Source organism: Nocardioides pinisoli, assembly GCF_024199985.1.
In the GTDB taxonomy this organism is placed as follows: Bacteria; Actinomycetota; Actinomycetes; order Propionibacteriales; family Nocardioidaceae; genus Nocardioides; species Nocardioides pinisoli.
Window position 1 is genome coordinate 402,709 of record NZ_JANARS010000005.1, and the last position, 13,634, is coordinate 416,342.

Sequence of the window (13,634 nt, forward strand, 5' to 3'; positions counted from 1 at the left end):
TCCTCGCCGCGTGCCCTCACTCCGCGACGCCACGGCTGAGTCGCCGGCCCCGGTCCGGGCCGTCGCCAACGCCGTCGCGCAGTGGATCGACAAGCTGGGCGGCGTCTGGGTCGAGGGCCAGATCGCCCAGGTCAACCGGCGCCCGGGCATGCAGACCGTGTTCATGACGCTGCGCGACACCGTGGCCGACATCTCGGTCACGCTGACCTGTCCCCGGTCGCTCGTCGACTCGATGAACCCGCCCCTCGTCGAGGGCGCCAGCGTCGTCGTGCACGCGCGGCCCAGCTTCTACGCCAACCGGGGGTCGTTCTCCCTGGCCGCGCGCGAGATCCGGATGGTCGGCATCGGCGAGCTGCTCGCCCGCCTCGAGCGGCGCCGGCAGCTCCTCGCCGCCGAGGGGCTCTTCGCCGCCGAGCTCAAGCGCGACCTGCCGTTCCTCCCCGCCCGGGTCGGCCTGGTGACCGCTCCCAACAGCGCCGCCGAGCGGGACGTCCGCGAAAATGCGCTGCGACGCTGGCCGGCTGTGCAGTTCGAGGTCGCCTACGCCGCCATGCAGGGCACGCGCTCCGCCGCCGAGGTGATGGAGGCGCTCGACCGGCTCGAGCGCCACGCCGAGGTCGACGTGGTCGTGGTCGCACGCGGCGGCGGCTCGATCGAGGACCTGCTGCCGTTCTCCGACGAGGCGCTGATCCGGGCCGTGCACCGGATGCGTACGCCCGTGGTGTCCGCGATCGGCCACGAGCCCGACCAGCCGCTGCTCGACCTCGTCGCCGACGTCCGGGCCTCGACCCCCACCGACGCCGCCAAGCTGGTCGTCCCCGACATGGCCGAGGAGGTCCAGGGCGTCACGTGGGCGCGCGACCGGCTGCGCCAGGTGGTCACGCAGCGCATCGCGCGCGAGCAGGAGTGGCTGGCCCAGGTGCGCTCACGCCCGGCCATGGCCGACCCGCGCAACCTGCTCACCGCCCGCTCCGACGAGGTCGACGACCTGCTCGCCCGCGCCCGACGCACCCTCTCCCACCGCCTCGACCGGGCGAGCGACGACATCGGCCACCAGCGCGCGCGGGCCCAGGCCCTCTCGCCGCTCGCCACCCTGCAGCGGGGCTACGCCGTGCTCCAGGACGCCGACGGCCACGTCGTCACGTCCGTCGCGCAGGCCGCGGTCGGCGCCGCGGTCTCCGTCCGAATCGCCGACGGACGCATCCACGCCACGACAGACCGCATCGAAGCAGCCACCCTGGTCGAGGAGGACCCCGATGAGTGACGCCACCCCCGAGCAGCCGAGCTATGAAGAGGCTCGCGAGGAGCTCATCGAGGTGGTCCGCACCCTCGAGGCCGGCGGGACGACCCTCGAGGAGTCACTCGCGCTCTGGGAGCGCGGCGAGGCGCTCGCCAAGATCTGCCAGCAGTGGCTCGACGGCGCCCGCAAGCGCCTCGACGAGGCCATCGGCACCGACGACGACTGATTGTCTGGCTCGGACCTAGGCGGAGCGGTGCGCCACGCGGGTTCCGCCGCTTGAGAACCCGCCTCGGCCACCGCTCGTACGCCGACACGCCGCGGCGCGCCGACCAGCGGTGCGCCACGCGGGTTCCGCCGCTTGAGAACCCGCCTCGGCCACCGCTCGACGGTGCGGACCGGACGTCTCAGCGGGTGAGCAGGCCGAGGTAGACCTCGATGTCCTCGGCCGGGGCGGAGCCGTAGACCAGGAGCGCCTCGTCACCGAGCTCGGTGGAGTAGCCGACGTCGCCGCCCTCGTCGGACCAGGTCTGCCAGGTGTCGGCGATGTCGGAGTCGACCGTGACGTCGTCACCGGCGACGGCCTCCTCGTCGACGTAGAGCTCGACGAGGTCGGAGACCGAGGTGTCCTGCTGCCGGATGCCGACGAAGCGGCCCTCGTCGGTGAGCACGCCGAGGCTCCAGCGCGGGTCGTCGCCCGCGGCCAGCTCGGTGCTGGTGGCGGTCCACCCCGCCGGCAGCTCGCGCGGGTGGACGACGGCGAGGTCCGCCTGCTGCGCCAGCTCGACGCGCGCCTGCCAGTCCACCGCCTCCGGCTCGGTCTCCACGTCGGTGCGCCAGAGCCCGCGCCACGCCACGAAGGCCAGCACGGCGACGACCGTGACGATGAGGGCTCCGGTCATCCCGCTGAACGAGCGCGTGTAACGGCTCGGCTGTCCCTGCCCACTCACGGGACCATCCTCCCAGTCGGCCCCTGAGCACCCCGCGGCCGGGTACGGCAACCGCATGCGCGGTGGAAGCGCGATGAATCAGCCGCACGTGCGGCATACTCCACGGGTGGTCACCTACCGAGTCGCGGAGGCAGCCGAGATCCTGGCGGTCAGCGACGACACCGTACGCCGCTGGGTGGACGCCGGCCGCCTGCCCTCGCGCCGCGACGGTGGCCGCACGACGGTGGACGGTCGCGACCTGGCCGAGCTCGCCGAGCACCTCGCGGAGTCGGGCGAGCTCGCGGAGCGCGACCGCACCCGCGCGGGCACCGTGAGCGCGCGCAACCGGATGAGCGGGATCGTCACGCGGGTCAAGCGCGACCCGGTGATGGCGCAGGTCGAGATGATCTGCGGCCCCTACCGGGTGGTGTCGCTGATGAGCACCGACGCCGCCGACGAGCTCGGCCTCGAGCCCGGCGTGCGCGCGATCGCCAGCGTGAAGTCGACCAACGTCGTCGTGGAGGTGCCCCAGTGAGAGGCGCAGTGAGCGGCTCACGGGTGAGGCGGCTGGCCGTCCTGGCCCTGCTGCTCCCCCTCACCGCCTGTGGGGACGGGGCCGCAGGCGGCGACGACGAGCTGACCGTCCTGGCCGCCGCGTCGCTCACCGACGTCTTCGAGGAGCTCGCCACACCGTTCGAGGAGGAGCACGACGTCGACGTCGTCCTCTCCTTCGGCTCGAGCACCGACCTCGCCGAGCAGGTCGCCGACGGCGCCCCCGGCGACGTGCTGGCCACCGCCGACGAGGCGTCGATGCAGCTGGCCGAGGACGCCGGCGTGACCGGCGAGGTCGAGACCTTCGCGACCAACGTCCTCACGATCGTCGTACCACCGGGCAACCCGGCCGGCGTCGAGTCGCTCGACGACCTGGGCGACGCCACGTGGGTGCGCTGCGCCGACGAGGTGCCGTGCGGCAAGGTCGCCACCGCGGTGCTCGACGCCGCCGGCGTCAGGGCGGAGCCGGTGAGCCTCGAGGAGGACGTCCGCGCCACCCTCGACAAGGTGGTCTCGGGCGAGGTCGACGCCGGCCTGGTCTACGCGACCGACGCGGTCGCGGCGGCCGACGACGTCGACGCCGTGGAGATCCCCGGCGCGGAGGCCGCCCCCACCTCCTACCTCGCCGCGACGCTGGAGCAGTCCGGGGACCCCGAGCTCGCCGCCGCGTGGGTCGCGTGGGTCACCTCGGACGAGGGGCAGGCGATCCTCGACGATGCCGGGTTCGGCAGCCCGTGAGGGACCGCCTCGGCCGGCCGCCGGCGCTCCTCGTCGTGCCCGCCGCCGTCGCCACGCTCCTCCTCGTCGTCCCGCTCGTGGCGATGGTCGCGAGCACCGACTGGCAGGCGCTGCCGGGTCACCTGACCTCGCAGACCGCGGTCGACGCCCTGCGCATCTCGCTGCTCACCTCGACCGTCGCCATCGCGATCTGCCTGCTCCTCGGGCTCCCCCTCGCCTGGCTGCTCGCGCGGGTCCACTTCCGCGGACGCGGTGCCGTGCGCGCGCTGGTCACGGTGCCGCTGGTGCTGCCGCCGGTCGTCGCCGGCGTCGCGCTGCGCAGCGCCTTCGGACGCACCGGCGTCATCGGCGAGCCCCTGCTCGAGCTGACCGGCTTCGCCTTCCCCTTCACGACCTACGGCGTCGTGCTCGCGCACGTCTTCGTCTCGATGCCGTTCGTGGTGATCTCCATCGAGGGCGCGTTCCGCTCGGCCGACCCCAGGTTCGACGAGGCGGCCGCGACCCTCGGCGCGACGAGGTGGACGACCTTCCGCCGCGTCACGGTGCCGCTGGCCCTGCCCGGCGTGGTCGCCGGGACCGTCCTCGGGTGGGCCCGCTCGTTCGGCGAGTTCGGCGCCACCATCACCTTCAACGGCAACTACCCCGGCACCACCCAGACGATGCCGACGCTGATCTACGTCACCCGGCAGTCCGACCAGGACGCCGCCCTCTCGCTGAGCCTGGTGATGCTGCTGGTCTCGATCGGCGTCCTCGTCGCGCTGCGCGACCGCTGGCTGGGTACGCCATGAGCGCGGCGCCGAGGAGACGACTGGTGGCCGACCTGCGGGTCGCCGACCGGGTCGAGGCCGCGTTCACCGCCGAGCCGGGCGAGGTGCTGGCCGTCATCGGTCCCAACGGCGCCGGCAAGAGCTCGCTGCTCCACGCCGTCGCCGGACTCGTCGACGTCGACGGGAGCGCCCGTCTCGGCGACGCCGACCTGCTGACGCTGCCCGTGCGCGAGCGTCGGGTCGGCCTGGTGTTCCAGGGGCAGCTGCTCTTCCCGCACCTCTCCGCCCTCGACAACGTCGCCTTCGGGCTGCGCGCCCGCGGCGAGCCCCGTGCGGCCGCCGAGGCGGTGGCGCGGGACTGGCTCGAGCGCTTCGGCATCGCGGAACTCGCGGCCCGCAAGCCCCGCGAGCTCTCAGGCGGGCAGGCGCAGCGGGTCGCCATCGCGCGGGCCCTCGCGACCGAGCCCGACGTGCTGCTGCTCGACGAGCCCTTCACCGGGCTCGACGTGTCGGTGCAGATGGCGCTGCGGATCGAGCTCGGCCGCCACCTGCGCGACTTCCCGGGCATCGCGCTGCTCGTCACCCACGACGCGATCGACGCGCTGACCCTGGCCGACCGCGTCCTCGTCCTCGACGACGGCCAGGTGGTGCAGGTCGGACGACCCGCCGACGTCGCCGCCGAGCCCCGCACCTCCCACGTGGCCCGGCTCGTGGGTCTCAACCTGGTCGCCGACGGCGACGAGCTGATGGCGTTCACCCCCGACGCGGTGGTGGTGTCGCTGCACGAGCCCGAGGGATCGACGCGGCTGCGCTGGCACGGCCCGATCGCGACGCTCGCGCCGCACGGTGACGCCGTACGCCTGCTGGTGCACGCCTCCCCCGACCTGCTCGCCGACCTGACGCCCGCAGCCGCGACGGAGCTCGAGCTGGCGCCGGGTCGCGAGGTGTGGCTGTCGGCCAAGGCGACCGCGGTGAGTCGCTACGCCGCGCGCCGATAACATGCGCGACATGAGCCCCACCTCGTCCCAGCTCGCCCCGCAGCCCGAACGCAACCTCGCCCTCGAGCTGGTCCGCGTCACCGAGGCGGCCGCGATGGCGGCCGGGCGCTGGGTCGGTCGCGGCGACAAGAACGACGCCGACGGCGTCGCGGTCGAGGCGATGCGCTACATGATCTCCACCGTCGAGATGCGCGGCACCGTGGTGATCGGCGAGGGCGAGAAGGACAACGCCCCGATGCTCTTCAACGGCGAGCAGGTCGGCGACGGCACCGGACCCGAGTGCGACGTGGCCGTCGACCCGATCGACGGCACGACGCTGACCGCCAAGGGCATGAGCAACGCGATCTCGGTGCTGGCGGTCTCGCCGCGCGGCTCGATGTACGACCCCAGCGCGGTCTTCTACATGGACAAGCTCGCCACCGGGCCCGAGGCCGCCGACGTGGTCGACATCCGGCTGCCGGTCAAGGAGAACATCGCCCGCGTCGCCAAGGCCAAGGGCATCTCCATCCACGACGTCACCGTCGTGCTGCTGGACCGGCCGCGCCACGCGCAGCTCGTCGAGAGCATCCGCGAGACCGGGGCTCGCATCAAGTACATCACCGACGGCGACGTGGCCGGAGCGATCATGGCGGCCCGCCCGGACACCGGCGTCGACCTGATGCTCGGCATCGGCGGCACCCCCGAGGGGATCATCGCCGCGTGCGCGATGAAGTGCATCGGCGGCAAGATCCAGGGCCAGCTCTGGCCGCAGGACGACGACGAGCGCCAGCGCGCCCTCGACGCCGGCCACGACCTCGACCGCGACGTCGTGCTCGGCACCGACGACCTGGTCACCGGCGACGACGCCTTCTTCGTGGCCACCGGCATCACCGACGGCGAGCTCATGCGCGGCGTGCGCTACCGCGGCGACGGCGTCACCACCCACTCGCTGGTGATGCGCTCGCGCAGCGGCACGATCCGCTCGATCACCGCCGAGCACCAGCTCGCCAAGCTACGCAATCTCTCCACGATCGACTTCGACAACTGACGCTGCCACCGCCGGCCGCAGCGCGGTCGACACCGCGCTGATCACGACCGGGTCGAACGCCATCCCCACGTGGGACGAGCGCACCTCCACCGGCCGCGCGACCGGGTCGATGCACGCACGCCAGTCGACGATGCCGTCGCGCCGGGAGAAGATCGCGGTGAAGTCGACGCCCTCCGGCAGCGCCGCGCGCGCCTGGTCGAAGCTCTCCTGGGCACAGTGCCCGGCCACGCAGTCCTCCGCCATCAGCCCGCGCATCCCGGCCCGGTTGAGCCGCACGAGCAGGTCGACGCTGCGCGCCAGCGACACGTGGTGCGCGCCCGGCGCCAGCATCGGGCTGCCCAACGTCACGATGCCCGCGACGAGGTCGGGGCGCCGGGCCGCGACTCCCCTGGCCAGCATGCCGCCGAGGCTGTGGCCGACGATCCGCACGTGCGAGCCACGCCGCTGCGCGATCTCCTCGAGCCGCTCCTCGAGCTGCGCGGCTGCCGACAGCGTGCACCCGACGTTGGCGCGGATGTCCGCGCGATAGGTGCGGAAGCCCTGGTCGCGCAGCCTCCGGCTCATCGGCGCGAGCGAGGAGTCGCCGGCGAGGAAGCCCGGGACCAGCAGCACCGGCTCGCCCGTCCGCGGCGGGCGCGAGCCCAGCGGCGTACGACGTCTCGCACTCCGCGAGCCGAGGGCGGCGACGGCGTAGCGACCCGCCTCCGTGATGACGGAGCTCTCGCGCAGCACCGCCACCACGGAAGGCTGTGAAAAGCCTTCCGGGGTGAGGAAAGCGGCCACTGTGCGCTGTGTCACAGTTCTCGAACCTAGCCCAGAACCCGCTCCGGAAGGGGGATGCGGGGCACCATGCGTTTTTTTGGGGACGCGCGTCGTGTTCACTGGCTCCATGTCCGCCCCGCACCCCGACAGCGACCAGCCGCCTGTCGCCTCCGACGAGCTCCGCGCTCCGATCGGCAACGAGGTCGAGCTCTGCTACCAGACCTTCGGCGATCCCGACGACGAGCCGCTGCTCCTGGTGATGGGGCTGAGCGGACCGATGACGTGGTGGGACCAGGCGTTCTGCGAGCAGCTCGCGTCCGCCGGCTTCCACGTCGTGCGCTACGACAACCGCGACACCGGGAAGTCGTCGCGCATCGCGGCCCCGGCCCGCCCCGACCAGCTGGTCAAGGCCTTCGCGACGGGCCGTGCCAGCGTGCCCTACACGATGTCGGACCTGGCCCACGACGCCGTCGCGCTGCTCGACCACCTCGCCCTCGAGGCGGCCCACCTCGTGGGCGTGTCGATGGGCGGGATGATCGCGCAGACCGTGGCCGTCGAGCACCCGGGCCGGGTGCGGTCGCTGACGAGCATCAGCTCCACGACGGGCAAGCGGACGGTCGGCTGGCAGCACCCCTCCCTCCTCCCCCGGCTCATCGCTCCGCGCAAGGCCGGGCGCGACGCCTACGTCGAGACCAGCCTCGCCATGTGGTCGCTGATCGGCTCCGCGGCCTACCCGTCGGACCCCGACACCCTCCGCACCCGCGCGGAGGCGACCTTCGACCGCGGCGTGAGCGCCAGCGGCGCGGTACGCCAGATGCTGGCCATCCTGACGCAGGACGACCGCACGCCGCGGCTGCGCAGCCTCCGCGTGCCGGCCCTCGTCATCCACGGCACGGCCGACAAGATGGTCCACGTCAGCGGCGGTCGCTCGACGGCGGCGGCCATCCCCGGCGCCGAGCTGGTGACCATCGACGGCATGGGCCACGACCTGCCGCCCGAGCTCTTCGACACCTTCGTCGAGGCCATCCGCCGCACCGCCGACCGGGCCACGGAGCGTTAGCGGGGTCAGCCCTCCAGACGGTGGGCGCCCTGCGCCGGCCGGGCCGTGAAGAGGTCGGGCTCGGCGAAGCCGGCGTCGGCGAAGGCACGTCGTACGGCGTCGCTCGCCGCGTCGACGGACCGCGCAGGCACCAGCCCGATCACGCAGCCGCCGAAGCCACCGCCGGTCATCCGGGCCCCGAGCGCGCCGGCCTCCAGCAGCGCGTCGACGGCGGTGTCGACCTCCGGCACGGTGATGCGGAAGTCGTCACGCATCGACCGGTGCGACGCGGTGAGCAGAGGCCCGATGTCGGCGAGCCGGCCGTCGTCGAGGAGCCGCACGACCGACAGCACCCGGTCGTCCTCGGTGACGACGTGGCGGACGTAGCGGCGCAGCTCCTCGTCATCGAGGCGGTCGAGCGCCGCGTCGAGGTCGTCGGCGGTCACGTCGCGCAGGGCGTCGACACCCAGCCGGCGCGCCGCCTCCTCGCAGCCGCTGCGCCGGGCGCCGTACTCGCCGTCGGAGTGGCGGTGGGGTGCGCGCGTGTCGGCGACCAGCACCGCCAGGTCGGTGCCGGCCAGGTCGAGCGGCACCGACCTGGTCGCGTGGCTGCGCATGTCGCAGAAGAGGGCGTGCCCCGCCTCACCGCGCAGGCTGACCAGCTGGTCCATCCCGCCGGTCGGCGCACCCACGGCGTCGTTCTCGACGTCGCGGGTCAGCGCGAAGAGGGCGTCGTCGTCGAGGCCGAGACCGAGGTGGTCGTCGACGGCCCGCGCGACCGAGCACACCAGCGCCGCCGACGACGACAGCCCGGCACCGGAGGGCACGTCGGAGTCGACCTCGATCTCCAATGGAGGGACGTCGACGCCGCGGTCGGTGAGCAGCCACAGCGCGCCCAGCACGTAGCGCGACCACTCGGGGACGTCCGCGCGGTCGGCGTCGGCCAGGCCCGAGCGTCGTACGACGACCGGCTCGGGCTGCTGCGCCGAGCGGACCGTCCAGCCGTCGGCATCGTCCGAGGCCGTCGACACCGACGCCGTGCACCCGACCTCGAGGGCGAAGGGGAGGACGAAGCCGTCGTTGTAGTCGGTGTGCTCACCGACCAGGTTGATCCGCCCCGGGGCGCGCCAGATCGTCATCGAACCCCTACTCGTCAACCTGTGGGCGGGATACCCGTTGGAATGGGATGAATGTTGCCAAATGGTGTCAGGGACCACTAGACCAGAGGCCCGAACTAAACGAGGAGGGCGCGGATGTCCCGAGCACCGTCGATCCGGCAACGAGGCCGGCCCAGGGGGAGACGGAGGGCGGCACCGCTCGCAGCTCTCGCTCTCGCGAGCGGTCTCCTGTCCGCCTGCGGAGGCGACAGCGGTCCCCCCGAGCTCACCTGGTACATCAACCCCGACAGCGGCGGGCAGGACGCCGTCGCCGAGAAGTGCTCCACCGACGACTACACCATCTCCACCCAGGTGCTCCCCCAGGACGCGGGCCAGCAACGCATCCAGCTCGCGCGCCGCCTCGCGGCGGGCGACACCGAGATCGACCTGATGTCGATCGACCCGCCCTTCACCGCCGAGTTCGCCGAGGCCGGCTACCTGGCCGACATCCCCGACGACCTCCAGCAGAAGTTCAGCGAGCAGGCCTTCGAGAGCGCGGCCGCCGCTGCGACGTGGAAGGACGAGCTCGTCGTCGCGCCCTTCTGGTCGAACACCCAGGTGCTGTGGTACCGCAAGTCCTTCGTCGACCAGACGGACCTCGACATGTCGCAGCCCGTCACGTGGCAGCAGATCATCGAGGCGGCCGAGGCCAACGGCGGCAAGATCGGCGTCCAGGCCAACAAGTACGAGGGCTACAGCGTGTGGATCAACGCCCTCGTCACCGGCGCCGGCGGCCAGATCGCGGAGGAGACCGAGAAGGGTGTCGACGCCAAGATCACCATCGACTCCGAAGCGGGCCGAGCGGCCGCCGAGGTGATCCAGACGCTGGCGGAGTCGGAAGCCGCACCGGCCAACATCTCCGTCTCCAACGAGGGCACCGCCGGCACCACGTTCGGCAGCGACGACGGCGCCTTCCTCGTCAACTGGACCTACATCTGGGGCAACTACGGCGACGACCGGCTCGGGGACGACATCGGCTACGCCCGCTACCCGCGTACGGTCGAGGGTGAGGAGTCGCGTCCGCCGTACGGCGGCATCGGCATCGGTGTCAGCTCGTCCTCCAAGCACCAGGACATCGCGATGCAGGCGCTGGAGTGCCTCACCAGCCCGGAGAGCCAGGCGATCAACGCCGAGATCACCGGGAACATGCCCAGCAGCCCGGCCGGCTACGACCAGCCCGCCGTGCAGGAGCTGTTCCCCGCCGAACTGCTGGCCTTGTTCCAGGAGAGCCTCGAGGCGGCCGCTCCCCGGACGCCGACGCCCTACTGGAGCGACATCTCCGGAGCCATCCAGGCCACGTGGCACCCGCCGTCGACGGTGGACCAGGAGACTCCGAAGGAGTCCGCGCAGTACATCGAGGACGTGCTCCAAGGAAGGAGCCTGTTGTGAGCAGCACTCTCGCGAGACCCCCGGCCGACGTCCGGGAGAAGCCCCAGGTGAGCGACCGTTCCCGCGCCGAGAACCGGCTGGGCCAGAAGCTCGTCGCTCCTGCGGTGATCCTCATGCTCCTGGTCACGGCCTGGCCCATGCTCCAGGCGCTCTACCTGTCGCTGTTCCGCTACCGCCTGACCGCGCCCGACGACCGCGAGCTCATCGGCATCGACAACTACGTGACGGTGCTGACGGACAGCCTGTTCTGGCAGGACATGTGGAACACCGTCCTGATCATGGTGCTCACCGTGGCCGTCGAGCTGGTCATCGGCTTCGCCTTCGCGATGGTGATGCACCGCGTGATCTTCGCCCGGGGCGCGATCCGCACGTCGATCCTCATCCCCTACGGCATCATCACGGTGGTGTCTGCCTTCGCCTGGCAGTTCGCCTTCAGCCTCAACAACGGCTTCGTCAACGGCTGGCTGCCGTTCGTCGACGAGAACTTCAACTGGTTCGGCGGCCACTGGTCGGCGATGTTCGCGATCATGGTCTCGGAGATCTGGAAGACCACGCCCTTCATGGCGCTGCTGCTCCTGGCCGGACTCGCGCAGGTGTCCGAGGACATGCTCGAGGCCGCGAAGGTCGACGGCGCGACCTGGTGGCAGCGGTTGTGGAAGGTGATCCTTCCCAACATGCGAGCGGCCATCATGGTCGCGGTGCTCTTCCGGGCGCTCGACGCCTATCGCATCTTCGACAACATCTTCGTGATGACCCGAGGCGCGCAAGAGACCGAGTCCGTGTCGTTCCTGACCTACCGACAGGTCATCGAGCAGGTCCAGCTGGGACTGGGGTCGGCACTGTCCGTGATCCTCTTCCTCAGCGTCCTGGTCCTGGCGTGGTTGATCATCAAGTTGTTCCGGGTCGACCTGGCCCAGGCGAGGGGTGAGGGCTGATGAAGAACAAGACCACCATCGGCACGTGGATCGGCTTCGTCGCGATCCTGGTGTGGTGCCTGCTCCCGGTCGTCTGGATCATCTCGCTGTCGTTCAAGTCGGTCGAGGAGACCGCCGCAGGCAGCGCCCAGTTCCTGCCCAAGGACCCGACCCTCGACAACTACCGCGACATCCTGTCGAACGGCGACTTCCTCGCCGCCCTGCGCAACTCCTTCGGGATCGCCGTCATCGCGACCTTCCTGGCTGTGGTGTTCGCGACCCTCGCGGCGTACGCCATCGCGCGGCTCGAGTTCAAGGGCAAGCGACTGGTCCTGTCGCTGGCCCTGGCCATCGCGATGTTCCCGGTCGTCTCGCTGGTCGGGCCGCTGTTCGACATGTGGCGGACCTTCGGCCTCTTCAACACGTGGCCGGGCCTCATCATCCCCTACATGTCCTTCACGCTGCCGTTGGCGATCTGGACCCTCTCGGCCTTCTTCCGCGAGATTCCGTGGGAGCTGGAGCAGGCGGCCCAGGTGGATGGCGCGACATCGTGGCAGGCCTTCCGGAAGGTGATCGTCCCGCTCGCGGCGCCCGGCGTCTTCACGGCGGCGATCCTGACCTTCTTCTTCGCGTGGAACGAGTTCGTGCTCGCGATCTCGTTGACCTCCACGACGGCCTCGCGGACGGTGCCGGCCCAGCTGTCGTACTTCGTGGGTCCCGATCCGTTCAACCCACCGTACGGCCAGCTCGCGACCGCTTCGGTCGTAGTCACCGTGCCGATCATCATCATTGTCCTGCTGTTCCAGCGCAAGATCGTCGCCGGCCTCACCTCCGGCGCAGTGAAGGGGTGATCAGCTCATGGCTGGCATCGAGATGAAGAACATCGTCAAGCAGTACGGCGACGGCTTCCCCGCCGTCAACGACGTGAGCATCGACGTGGAGGACGGCGAGTTCCTGATCCTCGTCGGGCCCTCGGGCTGCGGGAAGTCCACGCTCCTGCGGATGATCGTCGGGCTGGAGGACATCACCGACGGCGACATGATCATCGGCGGGAAGAAGGTCAACGACCTCGCGCCGCGTGATCGCAACCTGTCGATGGTCTTCCAGAACTACGCGCTCTACCCGCACCTGACGGTCTACGAGAACATCGCCTTCCCGCTGCGGCTGGCCGGCAAGTCGGACTCGGAGATCGACGAGAAGGTGCGCGAGGCGTCGAAGACCCTCGAGCTGGACGAGCACCTCGACCGCAAGCCCGGCAACCTGTCCGGTGGCCAGCGCCAGCGCGTCGCGATGGGCCGCGCGATCGTCCGCGACGCGGAGGCCTTCCTCTTCGACGAGCCGCTGTCCAACCTCGACGCCAAGCTCCGCGGGCAGATGCGCACCGAGATCTCCCGGTTGCAGAAGCGCCTGGGCATCACCACCGTCTACGTCACCCACGACCAGACCGAGGCGATGACGCTGGGCGACCGGGTGGCGGTGCTGAAGAGGGGCGTGCTCCAGCAGCACGCCACACCGCGTGAGCTCTACGAGAACCCCGCCAACCTGTTCGTGGCCGGCTTCATCGGCTCGCCGCCGATGAACTTCCTGCCCGCCAAGGTCGACGGGAACCGGGTCGAGCTCCCCTTCGGGACCGTGACCATCCCCGAGGCACGAGCGGCGAAGGCGCAGGGCAGGGACCTGCTGATCGCCGGCATCCGCCCGGAGCACTTCGAGGACGCCAGTGTCGTCGACAGCGACAAGGTCACCGACGAGGCGACCTTCACGGCCACCGTCGACGTGGTGGAGTGGCTCGGCAACGAGGCCTACGCCTACATCCCGTTCGAGGCGCCCGACGAGGTGCGCGAGCAGCTCACCCAGCTCGAGAAGGACCTCGACGGCGAGTCGCTGCGCACGCAGCTGGTGGTCTCGCTCGACGGGGCCAGCCGGATCAGCGAGGGCGACGAGGCCACCATCTGGGTCGACGCCCGCAAGATCCACCTCTTCGACCCGAGCACGGGCGACAACCTCACCATCGACCCCGACAACGCGGGCATCATCCCCGGCGGCAACACCATGGCGAAGGCCGAGGAGGTCGGCGAGCAGCAGGACGGGGTCAAGCCGAGCGCCGGTTCGTCGCCGAGCTGAC

General features: G+C 71.3%; 15 protein-coding genes. 12 read left to right on the plus strand and 3 right to left on the minus strand.

Annotation, left to right across the window (positions count from 1 at the left end; genetic code table 11):
- Positions 1 to 10: 10 nt before the first annotated feature.
- Both xseA and NCI01_RS13750 read left to right on the plus strand, forming a co-directional pair.
- Positions 11 to 1,264 (plus strand): exodeoxyribonuclease VII large subunit, encoded by a 1,254-nt coding sequence (gene xseA, locus NCI01_RS13745; protein WP_254182050.1) that lies wholly within the window; start codon positions 11 to 13, stop codon positions 1,262 to 1,264.
- On the plus strand, positions 1,257 to 1,466 hold the full coding sequence (locus NCI01_RS13750) for an exodeoxyribonuclease VII small subunit (protein ID WP_254182051.1): 210 nt from the start codon (positions 1,257 to 1,259) through the stop codon (positions 1,464 to 1,466). Before xseA ends, NCI01_RS13750 begins: the two co-directional genes overlap by 8 nt.
- Before the next feature lie 178 nt (positions 1,467 to 1,644).
- Here the strand turns inward: NCI01_RS13750 and NCI01_RS13755 are convergent, their stop codons facing one another.
- The gene (locus NCI01_RS13755) at positions 1,645 to 2,187 is read right to left on the minus strand and encodes a DUF4245 domain-containing protein (protein ID WP_254182052.1); all 543 of its coding nucleotides are present in this window, start codon (positions 2,185 to 2,187) and stop codon (positions 1,645 to 1,647) included.
- A 106-nt stretch (positions 2,188 to 2,293) separates the two neighbouring features.
- Between NCI01_RS13755 and NCI01_RS13760 the strand changes: the two genes are divergently transcribed.
- Genes NCI01_RS13760 through glpX form a run of 5 tightly spaced genes read left to right on the plus strand, consistent with a single transcriptional unit; the run spans position 2,294 to position 6,248 of the window.
- Positions 2,294 to 2,701: a TOBE domain-containing protein gene (locus tag NCI01_RS13760; protein ID WP_254182053.1), complete on the plus strand. Its 408-nt coding sequence runs from the start codon at positions 2,294 to 2,296 to the stop codon at positions 2,699 to 2,701.
- A gap of 23 nt (positions 2,702 to 2,724) precedes the next feature.
- Positions 2,725 to 3,456, plus strand: coding sequence for a molybdate ABC transporter substrate-binding protein (modA, locus tag NCI01_RS13765; protein ID WP_254182054.1), 732 nt, complete (start codon positions 2,725 to 2,727; stop codon positions 3,454 to 3,456).
- Complete coding sequence (locus NCI01_RS13770; protein WP_254182055.1) at positions 3,453 to 4,244, plus strand: ABC transporter permease; 792 nt, start codon at positions 3,453 to 3,455, stop codon at positions 4,242 to 4,244. Before modA ends, NCI01_RS13770 begins: the two co-directional genes overlap by 4 nt.
- 23 nt (positions 4,245 to 4,267) lie before the next feature.
- A complete protein-coding gene (locus NCI01_RS13775) occupies positions 4,268 to 5,221 on the plus strand; it encodes a sulfate/molybdate ABC transporter ATP-binding protein (protein WP_254182056.1) in 954 nt (317 codons plus the stop codon).
- 10 nt (positions 5,222 to 5,231) lie between these two features.
- Positions 5,232 to 6,248: a class II fructose-bisphosphatase gene (gene glpX, locus NCI01_RS13780; RefSeq protein ID WP_254182057.1), complete on the plus strand. Its 1,017-nt coding sequence runs from the start codon at positions 5,232 to 5,234 to the stop codon at positions 6,246 to 6,248.
- Here the strand turns inward: glpX and NCI01_RS13785 are convergent.
- Complete coding sequence (locus NCI01_RS13785) at positions 6,213 to 6,986, minus strand: esterase/lipase family protein (protein ID WP_254182058.1); 774 nt, start codon at positions 6,984 to 6,986, stop codon at positions 6,213 to 6,215. The two genes, glpX and NCI01_RS13785, sit on opposite strands and share 36 nt — an antisense overlap.
- A 151-nt stretch (positions 6,987 to 7,137) precedes the next feature.
- Here NCI01_RS13785 and NCI01_RS13790 point away from each other — a divergent pair, with 151 nt between their 5' ends.
- Complete coding sequence (locus NCI01_RS13790; RefSeq protein WP_254182059.1) at positions 7,138 to 8,070, plus strand: alpha/beta fold hydrolase; 933 nt, start codon at positions 7,138 to 7,140, stop codon at positions 8,068 to 8,070.
- 5 nt (positions 8,071 to 8,075) lie between these two features.
- On the opposite strand, the gene galK is transcribed toward NCI01_RS13790, so the two are convergent.
- The gene (gene galK / locus NCI01_RS13795) at positions 8,076 to 9,188 is read right to left on the minus strand and encodes a galactokinase (RefSeq protein ID WP_254182060.1); all 1,113 of its coding nucleotides are present in this window, start codon (positions 9,186 to 9,188) and stop codon (positions 8,076 to 8,078) included.
- Positions 9,189 to 9,302: 114 nt separating this feature from the next.
- Here galK and NCI01_RS13800 point away from each other — a divergent pair, with 114 nt between their 5' ends.
- The 4 genes from NCI01_RS13800 to NCI01_RS13815 are packed head-to-tail and all read left to right on the plus strand — an operon-like array spanning position 9,303 to position 13,633.
- Entirely contained in the window at positions 9,303 to 10,595 is a 1,293-nt protein-coding gene (locus NCI01_RS13800; protein WP_254182061.1) for an extracellular solute-binding protein, read from the plus strand.
- A 47-nt stretch (positions 10,596 to 10,642) separates the two neighbouring features.
- Entirely contained in the window at positions 10,643 to 11,530 is an 888-nt protein-coding gene (locus NCI01_RS13805) for a carbohydrate ABC transporter permease (protein ID WP_254182062.1), read from the plus strand.
- Positions 11,530 to 12,360 (plus strand): carbohydrate ABC transporter permease, encoded by an 831-nt coding sequence (locus tag NCI01_RS13810; protein WP_254182063.1) that lies wholly within the window; start codon positions 11,530 to 11,532, stop codon positions 12,358 to 12,360. The genes NCI01_RS13805 and NCI01_RS13810 overlap by 1 nt, the downstream gene beginning before the upstream one ends.
- Before the next feature lie 7 nt (positions 12,361 to 12,367).
- Positions 12,368 to 13,633, plus strand: coding sequence for an ABC transporter ATP-binding protein (locus tag NCI01_RS13815; protein ID WP_254182064.1), 1,266 nt, complete (start codon positions 12,368 to 12,370; stop codon positions 13,631 to 13,633).
- The last annotated feature ends 1 nt before the right edge of the window (position 13,634 follow it).